Here is a 25,718-nt window from a genome sequence, read left to right on the forward strand (position 1 = left end):
CACGGCGCGGTCACTGAGCTCATCTGGTTTTTGAGGAATGATTGACATGATTATTTCATCCGCTTCCGATTATCGTGAAGCCGCTAAACGCAAGTTGCCGCGCTTTCTGTTCGACTACATCGACGGTGGTGCCTACGCCGAGCACACCCTGCGCGCCAACAGCGCCGACCTCTCGTCCATCAGCTTGCGCCAACGCATCCTGCGAAATGTCGAGAGCCTGAGCCTCAAGACCACGCTGTTTGGCCAGGAACACGCAATGCCGGTCATCCTCAGCCCGGTCGGCCTGACCGGCATGTTCGCCCGTCGCGGTGAAGTGCAGGTGGCCAAGGCTGCCGCCAACAAAGGCATCCCTTACTGCCTGTCGACGGTCTCGGTGTGCTCCATTGAAGAGGTGGCGTCGCAGAGTCCGCAGGCGATCTGGTTTCAGTTGTACGTGCTCAAAGACCGCGGCTTTATGCGCAACGCGCTGGAGCGTGCCCAGGCAGCAGGTGTCACCACCCTGGTGTTTACCGTTGACATGCCCACCCCAGGGGCGCGCTACCGCGATGCCCACTCCGGGATGTCAGGGCCGTACGCCTCCTCGCGGCGCATCCTGCAAGCCATGACCAAGCCAAGCTGGGCGCTAGATGTGGGTCTGTTGGGTCGCCCCCACGACTTGGGCAATATCACTAAATACCGCGGCAAACCTACCACGCTGGAAGATTACATCGGCTGGCTGGCCAACAACTTCGACGCGTCCATCAGTTGGAAAGACCTGGAATGGATCCGTGAGTTCTGGAAAGGCCCGATGATCATCAAGGGCATCCTGGACCCGCAGGATGCCAAGGATGCGGTGAGTTTCGGCGCCGACGGCATCGTTGTCTCCAACCATGGCGGCCGCCAACTCGATGGCGTGCTGTCTACCGCCAAAGCCTTGCCCGCGATTGCCGACAGCGTGGGAGATGACCTGACCGTCCTCGTCGACTCCGGCATTCGTTCCGGGCTGGACGTAGTGCGCATGCTGGCACTGGGCGCAAAAGGATGCTTGCTGGGGCGCTCCAGCGCTTATGCACTGGCGGCTGACGGGCAGCAAGGAGTTGAAAACCTGCTGGATATCTTCAGCAAGGAAATGCGCGTTGCCATGACGCTCACAGGTGTTACGTCGATTGACCAGATCGACCGCTCTACCCTGACCCAGGGCGATTATTGAAAACGCGCCCCGGCAAGATGCAGTGATCAGGCAGCCAGCCCGCCATCTATGAGGTAGATGGCGGCAGAAAACGTGACGATCGACAACACGGTACTGATCAAGATGGAGGTCGCGGCCTCGCTCTGATAAACACCGGCCTGGTTGGCGAACATGGCCGGTATCGTCGCCGAGGGCAGCGCACTCAACAGGATCATTTGCTGGGCAAATAAGCCGTGTCTGCCCAGTACCACCATCGCCCCAAACATCAAGGCCGGCTGAACAAACAGCTTGAGCCCCAGATTGGTCCATACCTCACCCGACATCTTCAGCGTGTCGGTAGACATGATCAAACCCAGACAAAACAGCGAAACCCCTGGCGTCGCCTTGCCCAGCAAGTTAAACGACTCGGCGGCCACGGCGGGCAATTTGAACTCCAGCATGGACAGCAGAATACCCAGCGCAGGCGCCCATACCAGAGGTCGGCGCACTGCCGTTGACAGGCTCGACACAAACGCCTGAATACCGCTGTCTTTGCCATCGGCGATAGTCAGCAACGTGATGGTCAGGGGGATCATGATCAAGGTTGCGACAAGGTTTAAGACCAGCACCGAATAGATGCTCTGCGGCCCGTACATGGCACCCAGGATGGGGATCCCCATGAACGCGGCATCCGGAAAACCGTTGACCAGCCCTTTGAGGGTCGCCGCCTTGAGGTCGCGAAGGCGCAGCCAGCCAATGCCCAGCGCCAGCAGGAACATGCCGATGATGCCAATCACCGTCGCGAAAATGTACTTGAAGTCCAAAAGCTGCGCTCGCGGCGTGTTCGCCATGCCCACGAAGAGCAAAGCCGGCATGATCCAGCCGAGTACCAAGCGGCTGATCAACAAGCTGTCCGAGTGGGTTAACTTCCCGCGCTTACCGGCGATGAAGCCGAGGAGGATGACGCATGCAACAGGCAAAAGAGGCCCTACTATCCTGTCTAACACTTCTTGAATCCTCGACTTTATTTTTATCTCTGGAGTGTGATCCCGACACGTTCGGCACGCGCCATCACACCCGGTAACTGCGGCTACCGAACGTTGCACACGCGGGCGATGAATTCGGGGTCAATACAACGGATCAGATGGCCAAGGCCTGGGCGCCCATACACAGGCGGTTATCAACCGTGTCGAGCAGCAGTTGTGCTGGGGTGTTGCGCCGTTTGAACCGGCCACGCGCTGAAGCGCTGTCGGCTTCAAAGTCAGCGGAAAGTAATTGAGCTAACGTTGTTCAGCAAATTAAAAAACATGACTTTTTCTTCATTTTCGATCTGAGCGGCGCGCAACATTGTTGTGATTTTACGAATAGAGATTGCAGAAAATCTCTCTTTATTCAGCATCACCGAACATGCAAACCTTTGGACAGAGCACGATTAAGCTCACCCGCACGACTGTGCAGACGTGCCGGGGGCCAGGTTATTTTCTTAAGGGTTTTAACTCATGAACACGTCCAGCAAAAAAGTCGCCATCGTTACCGGTTCCTCACGTGGGATCGGCGCAGCCATCGCTGAGCGCCTCGCCCACGATGGTTTCGCAGTCGTGGTCAATTATTCGGGAAGCGCTGAACCGGCCCACGCCTTGGTCGATAAAATCACCCAGCAAGGGGGCAGCGCAATCGCGGTTCAAGCCGATATCAGCGATAGTGCAGCGGTCAAGCAACTGTTCGAAACCACCATCACAACCTTTGGCGGTGTCGATGTGCTGGTCAACAATGCCGGGATCATGGCGCTGGCCCCCTTGGGCGATACCGACGACGCGACCTTCGACCGACTGCTGGCGATCAACTTCAAAGGCACCTTCAATACCCTGCGCGAAGCCACCAAGCACTTGCGTGATGGCGGGCGGATCGTCAACTTTTCGTCCAGCGTGACCGCCCTGCTGCAACCGACCTACTCAATCTATGCCGCCACCAAAGCCGCAGTAGAAGCCATGACCAGCGTTCTGGCCAAAGAACTGCGCGGTCGCAATATCACCATCAACGCCGTGGCTCCAGGCCCGACGGCAACCGACCTGTTCCTTAACGGCAAACCTCAGGAGGTAATCGACCGCCTGGCCAAACTGGCGCCGCTGGAACGCCTGGGCCAACCTGCGGATATCGCAGCAGTTGTGTCGTTCCTCTCGGGCCCGGACGGTGCCTGGATCAACGGCCAGACCCTGCGCGCCAACGGCGGGATTATTTGATAAGGGTGTGAACCTGCCGCGCGGTTGGCAGCAAGCAGGCTTAAGGCGGCGCTCTAACGCCTGCGCGCAGGCAAGTCGGTGCAACTGCCGAGGGCAACCTCGGCAGCCATACCGACCGTCTCACCCAAGGTGGGGTGCGGGTGAATGGTCTTGCCGATGTCCAGAGCGTCGGCCCCCATTTCGATGGCCAGGCAGACTTCACTGATCAAATCACCCGCCCCGGTGCCGACAATGCCGCCGCCGATCACACGCCGCGTGTCTGCATCGAACACCAGTTTGGTCAGACCTTCATCGCGGCCGTTGGCAATCGCACGGCCTGATGCAGCCCACGGGAACACCGCCACCTCTACCTTGATGCCTTGGACTTTGGCTTCTTGCTGAGTCAGCCCGGCCCACGCCACCTCCGGGTTGGTGTAGGCAACCCCGGGGATCTGCAACGCATCAAAATGGCTGCACACCAGCTCAGGGTTATTCAGGGCCTCACCCGCCGCCACTTCGGCGGCGACATGGCCTTCGTGCACGGCTTTATGCGCCAGCATGGGCTGGCCAACAATGTCACCGATCGCGAAAATGTGCGGCACAGTGCTGCGCATCTGCTTGTCGACGCGGATAAACCCGCGCTCATCCACATGGACACCGGCCTTGTCAGCGCCGATCCGGTCGCCATTGGGTTTGCGCCCGACCGCAACCAGCACCAAGTCATAACACTGCGGCTCGGCAGGTGCTTGCTCACCGTCAAAGGTCACCCAGATGCCCTGCTCGCTGGCCTGGGCGCTCACCGTGCGGGTATTGACCATCACCCGATCAAAACGCGGGTGGTTGTACTGCTCCCAGACCTTGACCAGGTCGCGATCAGGCCCCTGCATCAGGCCATCCAGCCTTTCGACCACGTCGATACGTGCACCAAGGGCCGAATAGACGGTGGCCATTTCCAGGCCGATAATCCCGCCGCCCACCACCAGCATGCGCTTGGGCACCGCCTTGAGTTCAAGGGCGCCGGTGGAATCCACGATGCGTGGATCATCCGGCATGAACGGCAACGTCACCGGTTGGCTACCGGCAGCAATCACGCACTGCTTGAACCGGATCACCTGCTTTTCACCCGTCAGCTCAAGACCTGCGCCCGAACACAGCGAGACCTCAAGGTGATGCGGGTCCAGAAAACGCCCGACCCCTCGTACAACCTCAACCTTTCGCCCCTTAGCCATCCCCGCCAGCCCGCTGGTCAGTGTGTCGACCACCGCCTCTTTGTGACGGCGCAACGAACCCAGATCAACCTTGCCAACACCAAACTCAATGCCCATGGCGGCCAAGTGCGGCACTTCCTCCATCACCGCAGCGATATGCAGCAACGCTTTGGAGGGGATGCAGCCGACATTCAGGCACACGCCGCCCAAGGTGGCATAGCGCTCAACCAGCAGGGTGTTCTGGCCCAGATCGGCCGAGCGAAAGGCCGCCGAATAGCCGCCGGGGCCGCCACCCAGCACCAGCACATCGCACTCAACACTTACTTCGTTCACCTGACTCATGTGCGCCCTCCTCACAAGGTAATTCGACGAAAGTCAGCCAACAGCGCTGCCAGATGCTGAAGGAAACGCGCCGCAGCCGCGCCATCGACCACGCGGTGATCCCACGAAAGCGCCAACGGCAGAACCAGGCGCGGGGCAAACGCCTGGCCATCCCACAGGGGCCTGATCTGTGCCCGGGTCACCCCCAGAATGGCAACTTCCGGGGCGTTGATAATCGGGTTAAAGCCGGTGCCGCCAATCCCGCCCAGACTGGAAACGGTAAAGGTCCCTCCGCTCATGTCAGCAGGCCCCAATTTGCCGTCCCGGGCCTTTTTTGCCAGTTCTGCGCACTCTGTGGCGATCTGGCCGATGCCTTTGTGCTCGACATCGCGAATCACCGGCACCACCAGCCCATTGGGCGTGTCCGCGGCAAAACCGATGTGGCAGTACTGCTTCATAATCAGGATCGGCTCACCGTCTTCATGGCCCAGAGAACTGTTGAACGCCGGGAAAGCCTTCAGCGTCGCAGCCGCCGCCTTGATCAGGAATGCCAGCAAGGTGTACTTGATCGCCTCCTTGTTGCCCTCCTGATTGAGTTGAACCCTGAATGCCTCCAGGTCGGTGATGTCTACCTCCTCGTTATTGGTGACATGGGGAATCATCACCCAGTTGCGCGACAGGTTGGCCCCCGAGATTTTCTTGATGCGTGACAGCGCCACTTTTTCAACCGGACCGAACCGGGCAAAATCCACCTCCGGCCACGGCAGCAGATTGAGCCCGGCGCTTTGCCCAGGGCTATCCAGACGCACCATGGCGTCCTTGACGAAGCGCTCGACATCCTCGCGCAGCATGCGTCCGCCCTTGCCGGTGGGCACCACGCGCGACACATCCACCCCCAATTTGCGCGCATAACTGCGCACGGAGGGGCTGGCGTGCGGCTTGGCCGCCGATGGGTTCACCGCCGCAACAGCCGCAGGAGCCGCAGGAGCCGACGGCGCAGTGACAGCCACAGGCGTAACACTGACCTGCGCAGGGCTGCTGACTACCGGTTGAGGCGAAGGCTCGGCACTCACCGCCACCTGCAACGTCAGCATGGGGCTGCCCCTGGAAACCCGATCACCCTCTTTGACCGTCACCGCCACCACAACCCCGGCCTCGGGACTGGGCACATCCATCGAGGCCTTGTCCGACTCCAGGGTCAGCAAGGGCTCATCGATTGCCACTGTGTCGCCCGGTTTGACCAACACCTCAATCACCGGGAGGTCTTTGAAGTCCCCAATGTCCGGGACATGAATCTCTCTGATTTCACTCATGACTTACCGCCGCATAAAAAAGGGAAGACATCCGTTAGCGCGTCCAGGGCGCGGGACGATCACCGCCCAGTCCATAACGCTCAACGGCCTCAGCCAACACCTGTCGCGGTAAACGGCCGTCACGCACCAGGCCGTCCAATGCCGCCAAAACGATCTGCTGACGGTCCACTTCAAAGAAGTCACGCAAGGCGGCGCGGGTATCACTGCGGCCAAAGCCATCGGTGCCCAGCGCAATAAAGCGCGCATCGACATAACTGGCGATCAGTTGCGGCCAGGCGCGAACATAGTCAGAGGCAGCAATCACCGGCGCATCGCCAGCCAGCGACGCGCACAGATGGCTGACCTGCTCAGGCGCGGCCGGATTGAGCCGGTTGTGCCGTTCGACCTCACGGGCTTCACGCGCCAGCTCGCTGAAACTGGTGACGCTCCACACCTCACTCGCAACCTGCCAGTCGGTTGCGAGCATTTCAGACGCGGCGATCACTTCGCGCAAAATAGTCCCGCTGCCCAGCAGCCGAACCGAACCACGGGGCGCATCAGCCTCTGTCTGTGCATAGCGATACATACCGCGGATAACCTGGGCTTCAACGCCACTCGGCAATGACGGCTGGGCGTAGTTTTCGTTCATCACGGTGATGTAATAGAACTCATCGACATCGCGCTCCATCATCTGGCGCATGCCATGGTCGACAATCACCGCCAGTTCACCTGCGAACGCCGGGTCATAGGCGCGGCAGTTGGGTACGGTGGCCGCCACCACGTGGCTACTGCCGTCCTGATGCTGCAGCCCTTCGCCGCCCAAGGTAGTTCGCCCGGCGGTGGCGCCGAGTAAAAAGCCCCGTGCACGTTGGTCCGCCGCAGCCCAAATCAAGTCCGCAACCCGCTGAAAACCAAACATGGAGTAATAGATGTAGAACGCCAGCATCGGCTTGCCATGGGCACTGTACGAGGTCGCAGCCGCCACCCACGAAGAAATCGCCCCGGCTTCGGTGATGCCCTCCTCCAGCAACTGGCCATCGCGGGCTTCGCGGTAATAGAGCATGGAACCCGCGTCTTCAGGCTCGTACAACTGGCCCAGCGGCGAGTAAATGCCGATCTGACGAAACAGATTGGCCATGCCAAAGGTGCGCGCTTCATCCGCCACAATCGGCACGATTCGCGGCCCCAGCTCTTTGTCCTTGAGCAAACCGCCCAGCATGCGGACCACGGCCATGGTGGTGGACATTTCCTTGCCATCGGCTTCAAAGGCGAAACGCGCGTAGTCCGCCATGGCCGGTATGGCGACGTGCTCACTGCCCTTGTTACGCGCAGGCAGGTAACCACCCAATGCACTGCGGCGTTCGCGCAGATAGCGCATTTCCTGGCTGTCTTCAGCCGGGCGATAAAAGCGTAATTGCGCTACATCATCATCCGACAGCGGCAAGGCGAAGCGATCCCGAAACGCCTTGAGCGCATCGACATCCAGCTTCTTAGCCTGGTGCGAGGTCATGCGTGACTCCCCCGCGCCGCCCATGCCGTAGCCTTTTTTGGTCTTGGCGAGGATGACCGTCGGCTGGCCTTTGTGCGCCTTGGCGGCGGCGAACGCGGCATACAGCTTGCGCAAGTCATGCCCGCCACGCTTGAGGGCATCAATCTCGGCATCCGACATATGCGAGACCAGCGCCTGGATCTCCGGATCCTGCTGAAAGAAGTGCAGCAAATTGTAGGCGCCATCCTTGGAACCCAACGTCTGATACTGACCATCGACCGTCTGGGCGAAGCGTTGCAACAAGGCGTTGTGGGTGTCCCGGGCAAACAGCGGGTCCCAGTCCGAGCCCCAGATCACCTTGATCACATTCCAACCAGCGCCGGTAAACAGGGCTTCAAGTTCTTGAATGACCTGGCCGTTACCGCGCACCGGGCCATCCAGACGCTGCAAGTTGCAGTTGACGATAAAGGTCAGGTTGTCGAGCTTCTCCCGCGCCGCGAGCGTGAGCCCGGCAATCGACTCGGGCTCATCCATTTCACCGTCACCGAAGACGCCCCAGACATGGCGCTCGGCGGTATCGGCCAAGTGGCGGTGTTCGAGGTAACGCATGTACCGCGCCTGATAGATCGCACTGATCGGACCGATGCCCATCGAGCCGGTCGGGAATTGCCAGAAGTCCGGCATCAACCAGGGGTGCGGATATGAACTCAGGCCGTTGCCGCCGACTTCCTGACGATAATTCGCCAGTTGTTCTTCAGACAAGCGCCCCTCAAGGAACGCACGGGCATAGACCCCAGGCGCCGAGTGCGGCTGGAAAAACACCAGATCGCCGCCATGCTGCCCATCACGGGCACGGAAAAAATGGTTGAACCCCACCTCGAAAATTTCAGCGGCAGAGGCGTAACTGGCGATATGCCCGCCCAGTTCGCCGTAGGCCTGATTGGCGCGCACCACCATGGCCAATGCATTCCAGCGAATGATTGCGGTAATCCGTTCCTCGACGGCCAGGTCGCCCGGGTAAGGCCCTTGGCGTTCAATCGAAAGGGTATTTCGATAGGCCGAGTACGGATGCACCTGCGCGGTGACGCCAAGTGCTCTTGCGTGTTGCTCCAGTTGTTTGAGTAAAAACTGGCCGCGCTCGCAGCCAGCCTCCCGAACCACGGCCTCCAGCGACTCCAGCCACTCCAGGGTTTCATCGCGATCACTGTCAACCGGCACACGTTCGTTTGGCACACCCATGGTGGCCTCCTTGATTATTATTTGAGGGCGCAGCTGTAGTCGCTGTCGAGGGACGAAGGCTGCGATGCGGGCCGCAGGACCGCCGTTTCATCTCTCGCAGCCTCGTGCCTTTGCAGCGACTACAGGCTTTGGCTGAAGGTGTCGCGGTAGGCATAAAGGCCCGGAGTGCCGCCGGTCATAACGAACAGCACGTTATCGCCAGCGCGGTAGCGGCCTTGGCGAAGGTCGGCCAGCAGGCCTGCGAAGGCCTTGCCCGAGTACACAGGGTCAACCAGCAGCCCTTCGCAACGGGCCATCAGGTGCACGGCTTCGATCATCGCCGGTGTCGGCAGCCCGTAGCCTTCCCCCAGTTGGCTGCCATCGATATGGATGGCCTGCGGCGCAAGGGTGGCTGCATGACCGAGCAGCGCCAGCGCCTCTTGAGTCAGCTGCCGCGTCCTGCTTGCAGAGGTTTGCTGATCGGCCAGCACCGACCAGGACTTCACGGTCGAAGCCCCACGCCCCAGCAGCTCAAAGCCTGCCGCGAGCCCGGCATGGGTGCCCGCACTGCCATTGGGGATCACCACTTCGCTGAAATGAACGCCCAACTCGATCTCTTGCTGCGCGATTTCTGCCGCGCAACGGGCGTAGCCCAGGCTACCCAACGGCGTCGAGCCGCCAGTGGGAATGACCATGACGTTGCGCCCCGCTGCTCTCAATTCATTGGCCCGGTGCTCGGCGGCGGCCAGAGAGTCGCCCCCCTTGGCCAGCACCTGTATCCGGGCACCAAAAAGCTGATCCAGCAAGACGTTGCCGTTGAGTTCGTAATCGGTGTCGGCCTTGGGCACCGAGCGGGTCAGAATCAACTCGCAGGCCATGCCCAGTCGCGCACAGACCGCCGCCGTCAAACGCGCATGGTTGGACTGAATACCACCAACCGTAATCAGCGTATCAACACCGTTTTTCAGCGCGGCACCGAGATGAAACTCAAGCTTGCGCAGCTTGTTGCCGCCACCGCCGATGTGCATGTGATCATCACGTTTGAGGTAAAGGCCGACGCCTTGCTCGCGCAAGCCCAACTCCTGCTCAAGCCGCTCGGCGCGTTGAATGCGGGTGGCGCCCTGCAACACATCTGCCCGGGGAAAGGCCGCCAAAGCCTTGTCCAGTCTGGTTTGCATGTTCTGTTACCTCATCGCTGATGTTTATTCTTAATTAATATAGGAACAAACCAGCGGGTAATAAACGCACTGAAAGTTAGTACTTGTATAACCTGAGGTTCGCAATCGATGTCGCCTGCTGTTCAGGCCGCAAACTGCGCTATAAGGGTTTTTGGTTTTTTATCTGTCCAGCCAGAAGGCATTTTTTATGAGCAAGCTCAGGCAAATGGAAGTCTTTGTGGCGGTCGTCGAGGCGGGCAGTTTTGCTGAGGCTGCGGTTCAGGTGGGCATGTCGGCGGTCATGGTCGGGCGGCATATTCAGAGCCTTGAAACGGCCTTGAACACCAGGCTGATTCAGCGAACAACGCGCCGCCAGTCCGTCACCGGTGAAGGCCGGTTGTTTTACGCCGAAGCCAAAACCGCCCTTGAGCAGATCGAGTACGCCTTCAAGCGCGTCGAAGCCTCCACCGACAGACCCAGCGGCCTGCTGCGCGTAACCGCGCCGATGACCCTGGGCAGCGCGTTGATTGGTCCACTCGTCACCGAGTTCATGCAGCTGTATCCCGAAATTCAGATTGAGCTGATCTTGAGCAATAAGGTCGTGGACCTCTACGAAAGCTCATTTGATCTGGGCTTCAGGATTTCCGAGCGGGTGGACGTCAACCTCGTCTGCAGGCCACTGCCGCCCTACCGGATGGTGATCTGCGCGGCGCCCAAATACCTCACCACCTGGCAGGCACCGCAGACCCCGGAGGACCTTTCTACACACCGTATTTTGACCCACACCTCGTGGAACAATCGCTTTGCCTGGCCCTTGCGCCAAGGCAACAAGGACGTTCCGTGGCCCGAGCGGGCGGTCCTCAAAAGCAACGATGGCAAGGTGCTGCTTGAAGCGGCCATTGCCGGCTGCGGGATCTTGATGCAGCCCGATTTCCTGGTAGCTGCGGCATTGGCCAGTGGCGAGCTGGTGCCGCTGATGAGTGCCTGTGCACCGGAGCCCAAGCCGGTGCAAATGGTCTATTTGCGCTCAAAAAAATCACTGCCCAAGCTCAATGCCTTTGTCACGTTCATCAGCGAACGGCTGGGCTCGTCCACGCCTGAGCCACACGCTCACTGACCGAAAATAGACGTTCGATGCTCGATCCACTTGAGCAACTCTTCAGCCCCTACCGATTGCGGCTTGTTGAGCTTGACCAACAGCCGGGCATGCACATTCTGAAACAGCGGGTGATCGATTGAGCGGGTCACCAGCGCACCGCTGACCCGGTCGTTGAAGGCCGAGAACTCGCTCATCATGGTCACCGCATCACCGCTCATCACATACCGCCTGAGGGCCGTCAGGGAGTTGGTCACCATGGCCGGGCGAATGGACAGGTTTTCGGTATGCAGCACGAGCTGAATGATTTGCCCCAAACCGTATTCCGACGGCATCACTGCCAGCGGGTAACGCAAAATGTCTTCCAGCTTCAACGGCTCGCTGAGCTGCGCCAACGGATGGCCCGAGCGCATCAGTAAACGAACCGGCTGCAAGGACGACGCGCGATAGGTCACGTCAGGGTGCGCCGGGGGGTTGTAGGCCAGGCCAATGCTCGCGGTGCTTTGCGCGACTTCTTCAAGCACGCTGTTGACCGGCAACACGTCCAGCGTGATACGAATGCCGGGATAGGTGTCAGTGAATTCACTCAAGACCTTATCGATCAGCAAGTCGATAAAGCCCTCGCTGATAACAATCCGGATATCCCCTTCCCTCAAGCCTTTGAGCCCGCGCAAGCGGTCTTCGAGGTGTTCTTGCTGCGCCTGGCAGCCACGCCAGAACTCCAGAAGAAACTGCGCCGCTTCAGTCGGCACCACACCGCGGGCTTGCCGTTCAAACAAGACGCTGCCGACCTCTTCCTCCAGCAATTGAATTTGCCGGGTAATCACAGAAGGTGCGGTGTTCAGATTCTCCGCCGCCCCGCGAATGGAGCCGCTGGAAAGGACTTCATAGAAATAGCGCATTCGACGTTGATTCAGATCTCTCACGATAAACCTGCTGCTCAATGACTGTTGCTTACAGAGCAACGCTAGCATTAAAAAGTTGCTCTTGCTCACGCAAGGTTTCCACTTGAATATCGATCGAACAATAAAAAGATCCCGTGGAGAGCCGTATGCACAGCAGCAAGCCAGCGAGTGAGCTTTCAGCCATCTATCGAAAGATTGACTGGCGGTTATTACCTTTTTTGCTCGTGTGTTACTTCGTGGCGTATCTGGACCGGGTCAATGTGGGCTTTGCCAAGTTGCAAATGCAAAGCGACCTGAACTTGTCCGATGCCGCTTATGGGCTGGGCGCCGGTATCTTTTTTATCGGCTACGCCTTGTTCGAGACGCCGAGCAATCTGCTGCTACCCAAGATCGGCGCTCGCAAGACCCTCAGTCGAGTGATGATCTTATGGGGCACCACGTCGGCTTGCATGATGTTCGTCGAGACGGAGCGGGCGTTTTACGTCTTGCGCTTTTTCCTCGGGGTGTTTGAGGCCGGATTCGCGCCGGGCATGTTGTTCTATTTGACCTATTGGTACGGCCGCGAACGGCTGGGGCAAGTGCTGGCAATCGTCATGCTGGCAGCGCCGCTGGGCGGGATCTTTGGCGCGCCGCTCTCGGTATGGCTAATGACTGCGTTCGAAGGCGTACACGGTTTGTCCGGCTGGCAATGGATGTTCTTTCTGGAAGCCATCCCCGCTGTGCTGCTGGGCGTGCTTGCGCTAAAAGTGCTGAGTGACAAACCGGCCACCGCGCCCTGGTTGAGTGAACCTGAAAAACAGGTACTGGCGGCGCACATCGGCACAGGTCGGGGCGACCACCATTCGTTCAAACAGGTATTGAAAGACCCACGGGTTTACCTGATGGCTGCGGGGTATTTCTGCTTGATCTGCGGCATCTATGCCATGAGTTTCTGGCTGCCGACCATCATCAAAGAGTCAGGTATCCACGACACCATGCAGATCGGCTGGTACTCGGCCATTCCTTATATAGGCGCGATGGCGGGCATGCTGATCTTTGCCCGGACCTCCGACCGTTTCTATGAACGGCGCTGGCACACAGCCCTTCCGGCATTAATAGGTGCGATCTGCCTGACCGCGTCGGTGATCTACAAGACCCACTTCGGGTTATCACTGCTGTTCCTGACCTTGGCCACCACCATGATGTGGTCAGCCTACACAGTGTTTTGGGCCATCCCATCGCAGCACTTAAAGGGTGACGCGGCCGCAGGCGGCATTGCCGTCATCAACACCATCGGGCTTACCGGTGGTTTCCTCAGCCCGACGCTGATGGGCTATGTCAAAACGGCCACGGGCAACTCTGACTCGGGCCTGGTGTTCATCTCGGTGATTCTGCTGCTGGGGGCCGTGCTGCTGGCCGCGAATAAACCTGAACACGCCCAGCAAAGAGCAACGTCTACCCAAACCGTTTAAACCCATAATAAAAAGGTGATTTTACTGTCATGGCCTATCGAATCCTGGTGGCTGGTTTCCAGCATGAAACCAATACCTTCGCGCCCTCCAAAGCAGAATACGAAAACTTCGTCAGAGGCGAAGGTTTCCCGCAAATGGTCAGGGGCGCGGACGTGCTGAAATTACGCGAGGTCAACATCCCCGCAGGCGGCTTTCTGATTGAGGCTGAACGACTGGGCTATGAGGTGGTTCCAGTGATCTGGTCCGGAGCCAGCCCGTCAGCCCATGTCACCCAAGCGGCCTACGAACGCATTGCCAACGAAATCATTCAGGCGGCTGCCAGCCAGACACTGGACGGCCTCTATCTGGACCTGCATGGCGCCATGGTTGCCGAACATACCAATGACGGTGAAGGCACACTGCTGAGCCGGCTGCGTGCCGTGGTGGGGCCGGACATACCGATCGTGGTCTCACTGGACCTACACGCCAACGTGACCGATTTGATGCTCGAACAGGCCGATGCCATGGTTGCCTTTCGAACCTATCCCCACGTGGACATGGCTGAAACCGGCATAAAAGCCGCGCAACTGCTTGATCTGCGACTGCGTTGCGGGAAACTGCAGCATGCCAGTCTGCGACTGCCCTTCCTGATTCCGGTCAATGGCATGTGCACCCTGCTGGAGCCCGCGCGCAGCCTTTACCAGCAACTGGAGCACCTTGAGTCTGAAGGCCTGTCGCTGTCCTTCACCCCGGGCTTTCCGGCCGCCGATTTCGAAGAGTGCGGGCCGGTCATCTGGGGCTATGGGCTGGATCCGCAGGCGCTGCAAGCCGCCGTCGGAGCCCTGTATGACAAGCTGCTCAGTGAAGAAGATCAGTGGGAAGTACCGCTTCTGCTTCCAGACGATGCCGTGCGCCAGGCAATGGCATTGGCAGCGTCGGCCCAACGCCCCATCGTGATTGCAGACACCCAGGACAACCCCGGCGCAGGTGGCGACGGCAATACCATGGGCATGCTCAAGGCCCTGTTAAGCCACCAGGCGCGTAACGCTGCCATCGGTTTGATCTATGATCCTGCGGCCGTTCAGGCCGCGATTGCCGCCGGGCTGGGCGGTTTTATTGACATCGCGCTGGGCGGGCAATCCGGCGTGCCGGGGGATGAGCCATTACAAGGCCGCTTTGAAGTCACCCACCTGTCTGACGGCCGCTGCCGCTTCGAAGGCCCCATGATGAATGGCATGGACGTTGATGTCGGCCCGGTGGCGGGTCTGAAAATCGACGATGTGAGCATTGCCGTCAGCTCAGGCAAATGCCAGATGCTGGACCGTACCCTGTACCGGCTGGCCGGCATCGACCCTGAAAAAATGAGCGTACTGGTCAACAAAAGCTCCGTGCATTTTCGCGCCGACTTCCAACCCATCGCCGAGCACATCCTGGTGGCCAAAGCACCCGGTCCGATGACCGCAGACCCGGCGGACATCCCGTGGACAAGGTTGCGTGAAGGCATCCGCTTAAAGCCCAACGGGCCTGCGTTTCATCACTGAATCAAAAAGGATGACCTGAGCATTTCGTGCAGATGCACTGCCGCATGATGGGACGTATCCGTCAGCAGATAAACGTGATGCTCAGGCAGGCCAGGCAACGCCATCTGAAGAATAAGCGAACCGTCATCGGCCGCCCCCTGGGCTTCCACAATGCCCAACGCCAAACCGCTTCTCACACACGCCAATACAGCGTGGGAATTGGCACTCTCCAGCAGGATCCGGTAACGGATCCCGGCGGCTTTCAAGATCGCCAGCGCTGACTCCCGGTACGGGCAGCCACTCAATTGCAGGGCAATGGGCAAAGGCTGATCTGGATCGTACTTGAAGCCAGCAGCCGCCGCCCAGCACGGCTGTGTAGAACGCAGGCGCTCAGCATGGCTCAGTTGCTCATGACTGACAGCGATGGTCAGGTCCAGTTGCTTGCGTGCAAACAGGTCGAGCAGTTCAGTACTGGATTTGACCACCACTTCAAGCTCCAGAGCCGGATTGCCCGCGACGAACAGCGGTAAAAAGTCCGCCATCAATTGCTCGGCATAACCGTCCGGCACTCCCATACGAACCTTGCCCGTCATCAGTTGTGGCGACAACGTTGCCAACAGCCGGTCATGAGCCATCAAAAAACGCGTGGTTTCGCCCAACAGTTGCCGCCCTGCAGGCGTCAACTCAACGAGTTGATTGTTGCGGACCAAAAGTTGATGCCCAACCTTTGCCTCAAGTTTCTGGATCTGCGTTGTCACTGCCGAAGGGCTGCGATGGACGTAATCGGCCGCATCCTTGAAGCGCCTGAACCTGGCCACGGCCTGGAAGGTTCTGAGCACATCAATGTCGAGGGCTCTGCCCATGAGGTCACCTGATTTCGTTATGTCGAACCAGCGATTCGATTTATTCAACTGTACAGGGTTTACACCCACTCCTATGGTGGGGTCAACACATGCCAGCCACTGCACGCGCAACCTCAACCGGAGCAAACAAGACCACTCAAACCATCGTATGGAGTGACACCGATGAGCCTGAATGACTTTGTTGTAGATGCCCTCATACGCACCGAACGCTATAAGAACACCCGACTATGGACCGTTGAGAACCACGCCAAGTACTCGACCCTGACCGCCCCCCTGGCCAGTTCTGGCAACCCTTCGCGCTTCAACTTGCAAATATTTCAGCTCATGTGCGCCTTGAATCAGCAAGGCATGGCCGAGGATGGGCTGTGTGCCGACGCCCAAGGCCAGGGCGCACTCAAAGACATTCTCGGCACGCTTGCCGAGCGGCTGGCCCTGCTGAGCGAGAATCGCCATGTGCACTATGTTGAATTAGGCCCTGAACCGATCAAGACCGCACACTTGCTAGGGCGGATCACTGAGGCTTGCACCTCCCTGCGCTATACCGCCATCGACATCAATCAGACCTCAGAAAGCGTAATGCGTGACGCGGTGTTTCCAATCGTGGAACAGCATGGCAGCTTCAATTACATCGCCGCCGACTATCGAACCGTTGAACGTGCCGACCTGCATCATGAGCAGGACATTACCCTGATTACCTTGCTTGGCTTTCAAGAAGGCAACGAGTTGCCGGTGACCACCGGACGACTCATTCGTAGCCTCGCGAGCGACGCCACATACATCATTTCGGAGATGCAGATCTACGAAGAAGGGCTGCAAAGCAACATCCACGCTTTTTATGCCAACCCGCACATGATCAGGTTTTCGCAGGTCGTTGCAATGCAGCAAGGCTTCATCCCGCTGGATGAGCATGCTGTCACCCTCGTGAGATTCAAACTGCTGGATGAGCTGATCCATGTGGCAGTCACCCTGCAACCCGTTGAGAAGGGACGCCAACAAGGCTGCCTGCTGACCAATATCTGCCTCAAATACACCCCAGAACAGTTCCGTCGCATCAGAGCCCGACACTGCAACTGCAGCGTGCTGGATGAATTCGCCAGCGGTGATGGCTCGGTGCGCTATCAGATTGCCAAATACCTCCAATAGCAACACCACAGGGAGCCATGAACCATGGATCACACAGACCCGCTACCCCTGTTTGAACGCGGCGTCGGGCGAGTAAAACTGGCGCTGAAATCCACGTTGAGAAAAAGCTCGCGCAGTGCCTCGCCCGCTGCCGACGAGCAAGCGCCCTGGCGTGACGACCTGCTCTGCCAGGCAAACCTTACGATCAGCGATGCGCGAACACTTGCCGACCTGGGCTACGCCTTGAGCCCGCACCCCGACATACCGGCCGAAACCATCACCGCAGTGGCTTGCGCACACCGGTTGTTCACGCCCGAAGCCGTGGCGATTCTTCAAGACATCTGCACGCGTCTGGAAGAACGTGCAGATGACAGCGACTGGATCATTTCCCGGCGCACACGCGCAGTCACCACGCTATCGCCGTTCATCAACGCCATGATGAACAGTCGCCGCTTCCTGTTAGCCATCTCGCGCATTGCGGGCGTCCCCTTGGTGCCCTACCCCATGCTCAATGCCCGGTCGCAGATCAATTATTTCTATCCCAAGCCTGAGCATGAACAGCAGCAACTCGGTATGTGGCATACCGACGGCACCAACTATGTGCTGAACATTGTGCTGACGCGCTCGTCCGACTACACCGGCGGGGAATTCGTCTTTCATAACAGCACTGTCGAGTCTTTCGACGCCCTTAATCACCGTACGTTCGAAACCGCCCCGCTGATCGAACCCGGTGATGCGCTATTCATTTATGGCAGTCGATTGTTTCATGGCGTTCGGCCAGTAAGCACCGGCCGACGCATGTCGTTGGTGCTGTCCTTCCACTGCCCTTACGCCCGTGAAGATTCCAACCAGTTCTGGCACCTCGCCTCAGACGACGGCATCCCCGCGACCATTCCTAACTGGTTAAAACTGCGCTGGGCCTTACAGCGCTCAGCCGCCAGACAATTCGCACGTATCGGTATCGCCCCCATTACCTTCGAAGAACTGCGCTATCCAGAGAGTTGACTATGTCACGCAGCACGCTGTATCTGTTTTCACTGCAAGCCGTCTTCGTCCTGTCCTGGAGTTCGGGCTTTATCGGCGCCCGCTTGGGCACTGAAGATGCAGGCGCCATCAACCTGCTGTTCTGGCGGTTCCTGCTGGTCACTGCGTGTTTGCTGCCGTTTGTCTGGCAGCGACTGTGGGCATTGTCCCGGGCACAGTTGCGCTATAACTCCATTATTGGCTTCCTGTCTCAGTTCGCTTACCTGGTCAGTGTCTATATCGCCATACGTGGCGGCCTGCCCGCCGGGATAGCGGCGATTATCTGCGCACTGCAGCCATTGATCACCGCCGCCCTGGCCGCACGGGGCAACCACGAGCGCAGCGGCTTGCAAGAATGGCTTGGGCTGGTGATCGGATTCAGCGGGGTCGGCATCGTGATCTGCGGCGAGTATGCCCTGTCCGACAACAACATCGGCATTGGCCTGTATGCCCTGCCATTGATCGCGGCGATCACCCTGTCTATCGCCACGTTGTATCAGCGCCAGCAATCGGTATTGACAACCGGACACAGCAAGGACGGCCAGCTAATGCCACTGTTTCTACAATCGGCCACCACGCTGGTCCTGCTGTTTGCTGCCGGTTTGGCACTGAATGACATCCAGGTGCCCACCCAGGCCAATGTCTGGGTGGCCGTCGGCTGGTTGACGCTGTTCTCAACGTTTATTGCTTACCTCAGCCTGTGGACCCTGCTCAAGCGAATGTCCGCTACTCGCGTGTCGGCGCTGGTCTATCTGGAGCCGCCGGTCACCTTGCTGTGGGCCGCCCTGATGTTTGGCGACGCCCTGCACTGGACCACCTACGTGGGCATTTTGGTGGTGGCCACTGGAGTCCTGATTACCCGGCGGCGCAGCCATGCCTGCGCCGTTTGCAGTGAAGCGTGAGAAGGCAATCAAACTGGGCGACGAGCAATCAGTGGGCAATGCACACCGATTTAAGCTCAGTACACGCCTCAATCACCGAACGGCCAAATTCACGCCCCATGCCCGATTGTTTAACACCCCCAAATGGCATCGCCGGGTCCAGCAGGACATGGGCGTTGACCCACACGGTGCCGGCTTCAATGCGTGGCACCAGGTTAAGTGCCTTGGTCAGGTCGTTGGTCCAGAGGCTGGCAGCCAAGCCATAGCGGTTGTCGTTGGCCAGCTCAATCGCGGTGTCCTCATCGTCAAACGGCATGACAGCCAGCACAGGACCAAACACTTCCTCGCGGGCCACCGCCATGCTGTGGTCAATGTCTGCGAGGATGGTCGGCTGCACATAGAACCCCTCGCCTTCCTGCGATTCACCCCCCAACACCACGCGCGCACCTTGCTCGCGCGCCAGTTCGATGTGCTTGAGCACGCTCTGTTGCTGTTTACGCGACACCAAAGGATTGATCGCTGCATCGCAATTCATGCCCGCGCCCATCGGCAACGCCGAGACTGCAGCGGCGAGCCCTTCGACAAAACGATCGTGAATCGAGCGGTGCACATAGAAGCGCGATGCCGCAGCACACACCTGGCCATTGTTCAACAGACCGCCGAGGATCGCGCCCTGGATGGCTTTTTCGACGTCAGCATCGGCCAGGATGATCATCGGGTTCTTGCCGCCCAGTTCCAGGGCAAACCGCGTCATATTCTCCATGCAAGCCACGCCGACACTTTTGCCCACAAGGGTGGAGCCGGTGAACGACACCTTGCTCACCAGTGGATGGCTGGTCAACCTACCGCCGACTGAGGCGCCACCGCCGGTCACCACGTTGAATACGCCAGCCGGAATACCCGCCTCAACCGCCAGTTCAGCCAGACGCATGGCGGTCAGCGGGGTTTCCATCGCCGGTTTAATGATCACCGTGCAACCGCTGGCCAGTGCTGGCATCAGTTTCCAGGCAGCGATCATCAGCGGGAAGTTCCACGGCACGATACCCACCACCACACCGACCGGTTCACGCTTGGTAAACGTGGTGAACTTAGCCCCCTGCGGAAGCGGAATCGACACATCAAAGGTCTGGCCTTCAATTTTCGTCGCCCAACCGGACATGTAACGCATGAATTCAACGGTGGCATTGAGGTCCAGCGCCCGCGCCATATTGATCGACTTGCCCTGACTCAGCGTTTCAAGCTGCGCCAGTTCTTCAGCGTGTTCTTCAACCAGGCGAGTGAAATTCAGCAGGATCCGTTCCCGATCGGCCGGACGCAAACCGGACCACACACCCGACTTGAAAGCCGCGCGAGACGACTGTACGGCCTGTTCAACCAAGTGTGGCGGTGCATCCAGGGTTTCGCACAGCACTTGACCCGTCGCCGGGTTGAGTACTGCAATGGTTTGCCCGTCTGCCAATACCCATTGGCCGTCAATAAAGCAGCCATGGCGACGATCGAGGAATGCAGCAACCTGTGGCAGGATTTCAACGTTGCTCATAAAGCACCTTTCTTTCAATTGAGTTGCAAGCCGTTCACTGTTACCGGCAAGGTTGACGCGATTGTCGATGCTCGACGCCAAGCCGGGTTTTCCCTGCGTGCCAGTTGTATTGGCTGATTTGCCAAACGTTGCGCAACCTGGATCGCAGGTATAACAACGGTTGCGAATAAGGCGGCCTGACAATTCAGGCACGCAGCACAAGGATTTTGGCGAGAATCCAAAAGCATCCCTCCACGCGCTGTAGCAAAGTGCTGCCTGACACTGTCCTCGGTTTACCTCAAGGAAATCAGAAATGCTTTCGCCCGCCGCTTTGCTCAAACGAACGCCCCTGGCCCGACTCGCACTGGCCATTGCCCTGGGCACCTTAGGCCTGCCCGGTTTGCAGTCCAACGCCCACGCCCATGGCGGTGCCGCCGAAATGGTGCCGCTGCAGTCAACCCTTGAAGCGTTTGGCGCCACCGTCAAATGGGACGATTACGCCGATGTGTTTGTGATTGCCAAGGACGGCGCCTACCTCAAGGTGAAACCCGACAGCAAAGTCGCCGTGCTCAACGGCAAGCGCATGGAGTTGACGGTGCCAGTGGTGTTCAAGGGCAAGACGGCGTTCATGTCCAAAGACTTCATCAACCAGGTGTTCCAGTCCGGTCTGGACAAAACATTTGTCATCGAAACCCGCCCCAGCCCGCTCAACCCGCTGAGCGCGGATGAGATCAACACTGCGGTCGAGATCATCAAGACATCCGGGCACTACAAACCGGGTTTGCGTTTCACCGAAATCTCGGTGCATACCCCGCCCAAGGACCAGGTGTGGAATTTCATCTACACCGGGCAAAAACCTGCACAGCCGCGTCAGGCCAATATCGTGGTGCTGGACGCAAAGCACGTGATTGAAGGCCAGGTCGATCTGGACAGCAAAACCCTGCTGTCGTGGAAGCCCATTGAAGGCGCTCACGGCATGGTGCTGCTGGACGACTTTGCCACCGTGCAGTCCGTGATCGATACCAGCCCCGAGTACGCCCAGGCGCTGGCCAAACGTGGCATCACTGACATTAAAAAAGTGGTGACGACACCCCTCACCGTGGGCTATTTCGACGGCAAGGACGGTCTGACCCAAGACAAGCGCCTGCTGAAAATCGTCAGCTACCTCGATGTTGGTGACGGCAACTACTGGGCCCATCCGATCGAGGGGCTGGTCGCGGTGGTCGACCTGGAGCAAAAGAAACTCATCAAGGTCGAGGATGGAGGAGTGATTCCGGTCCCCATAAAAGCCACCCCCTACGATGGTCGCGATCGCAAGAGCGTCGCGCTAAAGCCGCTGGAGATCATCGAGCCGGAGGGCAAGAACTACACCATTACCGGCAACAGCATTCACTGGCAGAACTGGGACTTGCACGTGCGTCTCGACTCACGGGTCGGGCCGATCCTGTCTACCGTCACTTATGACGACAAGGGCAATAAACGCAAGATCATGTACGAGGGCAACCTGGGCGGCATGATCGTGCCGTACGGGGATCCGGACGCAGGCTGGTACTTCAAGGCGTATCTGGATTCGGGCGACTACGGCATGGGCACGCTCACCTCGCCGATTGCCCGTGGTAAAGACGCTCCGCAAAATGCCGTGCTGCTGGATGCAACCATTGCTGATTACACCGGTGCACCCACCACAATCCCTCACGCCCTCGCTGTGTTCGAACGTTACGCCGGTCCAGAATACAAACACCAGGAAATGGGCCAGCCCAACCTGAGCGCCGAGCGCCGTGAATTGGTGATCCGCTGGATCAGCACCGTGGGCAACTACGACTACATCTTCGACTGGGTCTTGCAGCAGAACGGCACCATTGGCATCGACGTAGGCGCTACGGGTATCGAAGCGGTCAAGGGCGTGAAAAGTAAAACCATGCATGAAGCAACCGCCAAGGAAGACACTCGCTACGGCACCCTGATCGACCACAACATCGTCGGCACCACCCACCAGCACATCTATAACTTTCGCCTGGACATGGACATAGACGGGGAAAACAACTCACTGGTCGAAATAAACCCGGTCATCGCGCCAAACGACCGTGGCGGCCCACGCACCAGCACCATGCAGACCGAACAGCGGGTGGTCAGCACCGAACAGCAAGCTGCACAAAAATTCGACCCGTCGACCGTGCGCCTGCTGAGCAACCTTAATAAGGAAAACAAAGTCGGCAACCCCGTGTCCTACCAACTGATCCCGTATGCCGGTGGCACTCACCCGGTGGCCAAGGGCGCCAACTTCGGCAAGGACGAATGGCTCTACCACCGCTTGAGCTTCATGGACAAACAACTCTGGGTGACGCGCTACAACCCGGACGAAAAGTACCCGGAAGGCAAATACCCGAACCGCTCGCAAACCGACACCGGGCTGGGGCAGTTCACCCATGATAACCAGTCCATCGAAAACACCGACAATGTGGTGTGGCTCACCACCGGTACAACCCACATCGCCAGGGCCGAGGAATGGCCGATCATGCCGACCGAGTGGGTACACGTGCTGTTGAAACCGTGGAACTTCTTCGATGAGACTCCGACGCTGAACCTCAACACGGCAAAATAACCTGTATAAGCCATGCCCCTGTCACCGTGGTGACGGGGGCATTGTTGTTTCAGGCGTACTGCTTGCGGTATTCACCAGGCGAAATACCAAAGCGCGACTTGAACGCGGTAGAGAAGTAGCTCGAATCGGAAAATCCCCACGAGTAGCCCAGTGCCGACAACTTCTGTTCGGTACGCGACTGACGAAGGGATTCGGCACACAGGTCAAGGCGGCGATTTTTGATATAGCGCGCAACCACCAGGCCCTTGCGGGCAAACATCCGGTACAACCCGCGCATCGACACCCCCACCTCCCGCGCCAGCAGTTCGGGGCAGAGGTCTTCCGAGCGAATATGCTCATCGATATAGCCGAGGGTCTTGCGAAAAATACGCTCATGCACATCGTCGACACCTTCACTCTGGCTGATGGCCGGGCGCAGCAGGCTGATCACGGCATCCAGGGTCGCTTCGCTTTCCTGCTGGCTCAAGTTGGTCTGGCGCGCAGCGTCCAGTATCAAGTGGTGCGACAACGTGGCAATGGGTGACTTCGCGCCGATCAAGTGGCCGCACTTGACCGGGGTATAACGCAAGGACTGCTCGATCAGCCGGTGCGGCAGGATCAATGACAACTGCCGGGAGTTTTCGTGATAGGTGAAATCGCTGGGCTGGGAGGCGTCGATCAAGGTGATGTCACCGGCGCACAGCGACACCCGGTTGTCGCCCTGCGCCATGCAGGCGCTGCCGTCAAGCTGGAACACCGCAAAGTACTTGCCGCCTTCGCTCGCTGCGACTTCCTTTGGCGTGCGGTACAACCGCGCCTGACAAGCATCGACAAAGCTGAGTTTGAGTGCACCGCTCTGGTATTCACGGATGTGACCGGAAAACTCATCGCCCAAGGTTTGCGCACTGAAGGCGCCGCAGATGCGGTTGACCTGATGGATCCATTGATCGAAGCCGTCACGGCGCTGTGCAATTGAAGAATTCATGTGAGGCCTCACGCAGGTTTATTGTTTTTATCTACGTTGATCCACGCTAAAACGAACAGCGACTCTCCTGGGATGATGGCGGCTTATTTAAGCCCGCCAAAACGCCGATAGAAACTCTCTCCGACATCCGGCAACGGCCCATCGGCCGTTTCCAGTGCACTGTTCAACCACTCCTCCGCCTTGGCGAAGATCAAACGGTAGATATTTCGGCACAGCTGTCGTGCAGCCCGGCCCTCCCAGTCGCCGGGCAGCAGTTCGTCTGGCAACTGCGGGTCACGCAGCAGCAATTTACGGTACTCATGCACTAGCAGAAGACGTGCCAGGAAGCAGTCTGACGGCAGCAAATTGTCCTGCTCGCGCAGGGCTTGCCAGAGCGGTCGGAACAACTTGATGAACTCGCTGTAATGGGTTGCCAGCTCCTCGATATTCCAGCTTTCACGAACCTGCAGACGCAAGGCCTTGGAGGCCATTACATCCTGCGCGGTGGTCTCGAAGACAATGGTGTCTTCCTGGGCATCGAGGTCGGCCAAGGTCGCGTTAACGTCGGCACGATCACTGCGCGGGCAGGCCAGCAGCACCGGAGAAATTGCACCAAAACCTTGCCACTCCAGCTCTTCGCGCACTTGTTTGCGCTTGTCCTGGGCCAGTTGCGTGAGCATCACCAGACACCACGAGCCATCCCAGGCCGGAACGGTCGAGCTGTAGACCCGCTTGAACGCCTTGTCGAAACGCCGACGCCCGGCACCGGTGAGGCTGTAGTAACTGCGTCGGCCGACTTTTTCGGCGCTCAGCCAGCCTTCCTTGGTCAGGCGGAAGATCGACGTGCGGATCAGCCGTTCATTGATCCCGACAGGCTCGAGCAGTTGAATCAAACTCCCCAACCAGACCGTTCCGCCATGGGGCTCAATGGCATCCCCGTACAAGGTGATGATCAGGGAACTGGCGCGAATCGGCGTTTGCTCCTGAAAGCGCGTAATCAGTTGATTCAAGGGGGTCAGGGACGACATGGACGTACCGGGCTGAAAAAAGAAAGGAATATACCGAAAAATTCGGCGCCAGAGTTCACTGGGCGCTGCGCTTGGGGCGCAAACCGCTGTCGCTGATACGCGGCCGGTCGGGCTCCGGCTCACCAAGCGGCGCGCATTCTTGCATCTGCGTCAGGCAACGCTGGGCCAGGCGCTGATATTCAAGGGTGCCCGTGCGCTTCCAGGCCACTTCTTCATCACTGAGTGTGCGTTTGACGCTGGCCGGTGTGCCCATGACCAATGACTGCGGCGGACACTCGAAACCGGCTTTAACGAACGCCGCCGCCGACACAAATGAGCGCTCACCGATGCGCGCATGGTCCATCACCACGGCATTCATCCCCACCAGCGCATCAGCGCCCACCCGACAGCCGTGCAAAACCGCGCCATGGCCGATGTGGCCGTTGCGCTCCACGACTGTGTCGCTGTCCGGAAAACCATGCATGACGCAGGTGTCCTGAAGGTTGGCGCCCTCTTCGAGCACGATCCGCCCGAAATCACCGCGCAAACTCGCCAGCGGGCCCACGTAGCAATGCGGGCCAATGATCACATCGCCGATCAGCACCGCTGAAGGGTGGACATAGGCGGTGGGATCGACCACCGGGGTCAGGCCATCGAGGCTGTAACAGGTCATGAACGCTTCCTTTTGACTCAGTGCCTGGCGTATTCGCAAAGCGATGCCAATGTTCGGGCATTTTGTATCACATCACTTTTGTA

At 58.8% G+C, this 25,718-nt stretch carries 20 protein-coding genes; 9 read left to right on the forward strand and 11 right to left on the reverse strand.

The window, feature by feature from the left end; translation table 11 throughout:
• Positions 1 to 46: 46 nt before the first annotated feature.
• On the forward strand, positions 47 to 1,189 hold the full coding sequence (gene lldD, locus ACJJU9_RS13545) for an FMN-dependent L-lactate dehydrogenase LldD (protein ID WP_278938666.1): 1,143 nt from the start codon (positions 47 to 49) through the stop codon (positions 1,187 to 1,189).
• 26 nt (positions 1,190 to 1,215) lie between these two features.
• Here the strand turns inward: lldD and ACJJU9_RS13550 are convergent, their stop codons facing one another.
• A complete protein-coding gene (locus ACJJU9_RS13550) occupies positions 1,216 to 2,154 on the reverse strand; it encodes an AEC family transporter (RefSeq protein ID WP_407728723.1) in 939 nt (312 codons plus the stop codon).
• Between the two features lie 492 nt (positions 2,155 to 2,646).
• On the opposite strand from ACJJU9_RS13550, the gene ACJJU9_RS13555 reads away from it, so the two are divergent.
• Entirely contained in the window at positions 2,647 to 3,387 is a 741-nt protein-coding gene (locus tag ACJJU9_RS13555) for an SDR family oxidoreductase (protein ID WP_048390649.1), read from the forward strand.
• A 53-nt stretch (positions 3,388 to 3,440) separates the two neighbouring features.
• On the opposite strand, the gene lpdA is transcribed toward ACJJU9_RS13555, so the two are convergent.
• From lpdA to ACJJU9_RS13575, 4 genes are all read right to left on the reverse strand, one after another.
• Positions 3,441 to 4,916, reverse strand: a complete 1,476-nt coding sequence (gene lpdA, locus ACJJU9_RS13560; protein WP_407728724.1) for a dihydrolipoyl dehydrogenase — start codon at positions 4,914 to 4,916, stop codon at positions 3,441 to 3,443.
• Positions 4,917 to 4,927: 11 nt separating this feature from the next.
• Positions 4,928 to 6,208, reverse strand: coding sequence for a dihydrolipoyllysine-residue acetyltransferase (gene aceF / locus ACJJU9_RS13565; protein WP_407728725.1), 1,281 nt, complete (start codon positions 6,206 to 6,208; stop codon positions 4,928 to 4,930).
• A gap of 34 nt (positions 6,209 to 6,242) precedes the next feature.
• Positions 6,243 to 8,915, reverse strand: coding sequence for an alpha-ketoglutarate dehydrogenase (gene mdeB / locus ACJJU9_RS13570; protein ID WP_407728726.1), 2,673 nt, complete (start codon positions 8,913 to 8,915; stop codon positions 6,243 to 6,245).
• Between the two features lie 119 nt (positions 8,916 to 9,034).
• Entirely contained in the window at positions 9,035 to 10,072 is a 1,038-nt protein-coding gene (locus ACJJU9_RS13575; RefSeq protein WP_407728727.1) for a D-cysteine desulfhydrase family protein, read from the reverse strand.
• A 187-nt stretch (positions 10,073 to 10,259) separates the two neighbouring features.
• Between ACJJU9_RS13575 and ACJJU9_RS13580 the strand changes: the two genes are divergently transcribed.
• Positions 10,260 to 11,168: a LysR substrate-binding domain-containing protein gene (locus tag ACJJU9_RS13580; protein ID WP_407728728.1), complete on the forward strand. Its 909-nt coding sequence runs from the start codon at positions 10,260 to 10,262 to the stop codon at positions 11,166 to 11,168.
• On the opposite strand, the gene ACJJU9_RS13585 is transcribed toward ACJJU9_RS13580, so the two are convergent.
• Positions 11,162 to 12,073, reverse strand: coding sequence for a LysR family transcriptional regulator (locus ACJJU9_RS13585; RefSeq protein WP_407728729.1), 912 nt, complete (start codon positions 12,071 to 12,073; stop codon positions 11,162 to 11,164). The genes ACJJU9_RS13580 and ACJJU9_RS13585 overlap by 7 nt on opposite strands.
• 125 nt (positions 12,074 to 12,198) lie before the next feature.
• Between ACJJU9_RS13585 and ACJJU9_RS13590 the strand changes: the two genes are divergently transcribed.
• Both ACJJU9_RS13590 and ACJJU9_RS13595 read left to right on the forward strand, forming a co-directional pair.
• Complete coding sequence (locus tag ACJJU9_RS13590) at positions 12,199 to 13,503, forward strand: MFS transporter (RefSeq protein ID WP_153427921.1); 1,305 nt, start codon at positions 12,199 to 12,201, stop codon at positions 13,501 to 13,503.
• A 29-nt stretch (positions 13,504 to 13,532) separates the two neighbouring features.
• A complete protein-coding gene (locus ACJJU9_RS13595; RefSeq protein WP_407728730.1) occupies positions 13,533 to 15,023 on the forward strand; it encodes a M81 family metallopeptidase in 1,491 nt (496 codons plus the stop codon).
• Here ACJJU9_RS13595 and ACJJU9_RS13600 read toward each other — a convergent pair.
• The gene (locus ACJJU9_RS13600; protein ID WP_048390670.1) at positions 15,017 to 15,865 is read right to left on the reverse strand and encodes a LysR substrate-binding domain-containing protein; all 849 of its coding nucleotides are present in this window, start codon (positions 15,863 to 15,865) and stop codon (positions 15,017 to 15,019) included. The genes ACJJU9_RS13595 and ACJJU9_RS13600 overlap by 7 nt on opposite strands.
• A gap of 162 nt (positions 15,866 to 16,027) precedes the next feature.
• On the opposite strand from ACJJU9_RS13600, the gene ACJJU9_RS13605 reads away from it, so the two are divergent.
• The 3 genes from ACJJU9_RS13605 to ACJJU9_RS13615 are packed head-to-tail and all read left to right on the forward strand — an operon-like array spanning position 16,028 to position 18,912.
• Complete coding sequence (locus ACJJU9_RS13605; RefSeq protein ID WP_153332066.1) at positions 16,028 to 17,008, forward strand: hypothetical protein; 981 nt, start codon at positions 16,028 to 16,030, stop codon at positions 17,006 to 17,008.
• Positions 17,009 to 17,032: 24 nt separating this feature from the next.
• Positions 17,033 to 17,992: a 2OG-Fe(II) oxygenase gene (locus ACJJU9_RS13610; RefSeq protein WP_407728731.1), complete on the forward strand. Its 960-nt coding sequence runs from the start codon at positions 17,033 to 17,035 to the stop codon at positions 17,990 to 17,992.
• Positions 17,993 to 17,994: 2 nt separating this feature from the next.
• Positions 17,995 to 18,912: a DMT family transporter gene (locus ACJJU9_RS13615; protein WP_407728732.1), complete on the forward strand. Its 918-nt coding sequence runs from the start codon at positions 17,995 to 17,997 to the stop codon at positions 18,910 to 18,912.
• A 28-nt stretch (positions 18,913 to 18,940) separates the two neighbouring features.
• Here ACJJU9_RS13615 and ACJJU9_RS13620 read toward each other — a convergent pair whose 3' ends face one another.
• Positions 18,941 to 20,431 carry an aldehyde dehydrogenase family protein gene (locus tag ACJJU9_RS13620; RefSeq protein ID WP_123749384.1) on the reverse strand — a complete coding sequence of 497 codons (1,491 nt, stop codon included), beginning with the start codon at positions 20,429 to 20,431 and terminating at the stop codon, positions 18,941 to 18,943.
• Between the two features lie 292 nt (positions 20,432 to 20,723).
• Here ACJJU9_RS13620 and tynA point away from each other — a divergent pair, with 292 nt between their 5' ends.
• Positions 20,724 to 23,012 (forward strand): primary-amine oxidase, encoded by a 2,289-nt coding sequence (gene tynA / locus ACJJU9_RS13625; protein WP_407728733.1) that lies wholly within the window; start codon positions 20,724 to 20,726, stop codon positions 23,010 to 23,012.
• Positions 23,013 to 23,061: 49 nt separating this feature from the next.
• On the opposite strand, the gene feaR is transcribed toward tynA, so the two are convergent.
• From feaR to paaY, 3 genes are all read right to left on the reverse strand, one after another.
• Entirely contained in the window at positions 23,062 to 23,976 is a 915-nt protein-coding gene (feaR, locus tag ACJJU9_RS13630; RefSeq protein WP_048372766.1) for a transcriptional regulator FeaR, read from the reverse strand.
• An 83-nt stretch (positions 23,977 to 24,059) separates the two neighbouring features.
• Positions 24,060 to 24,983, reverse strand: a complete 924-nt coding sequence (gene paaX, locus ACJJU9_RS13635; protein WP_153332071.1) for a phenylacetic acid degradation operon negative regulatory protein PaaX — start codon at positions 24,981 to 24,983, stop codon at positions 24,060 to 24,062.
• Positions 24,984 to 25,038: 55 nt separating this feature from the next.
• Complete coding sequence (paaY, locus tag ACJJU9_RS13640) at positions 25,039 to 25,635, reverse strand: phenylacetic acid degradation protein PaaY (RefSeq protein WP_153351114.1); 597 nt, start codon at positions 25,633 to 25,635, stop codon at positions 25,039 to 25,041.
• Between the last annotated feature and the right edge of the window lie 83 nt (positions 25,636 to 25,718).

The organism is Pseudomonas helleri (genome assembly GCF_045830615.1).
In the GTDB taxonomy this organism is placed as follows: domain Bacteria; phylum Pseudomonadota; class Gammaproteobacteria; order Pseudomonadales; family Pseudomonadaceae; genus Aquipseudomonas; species Aquipseudomonas helleri.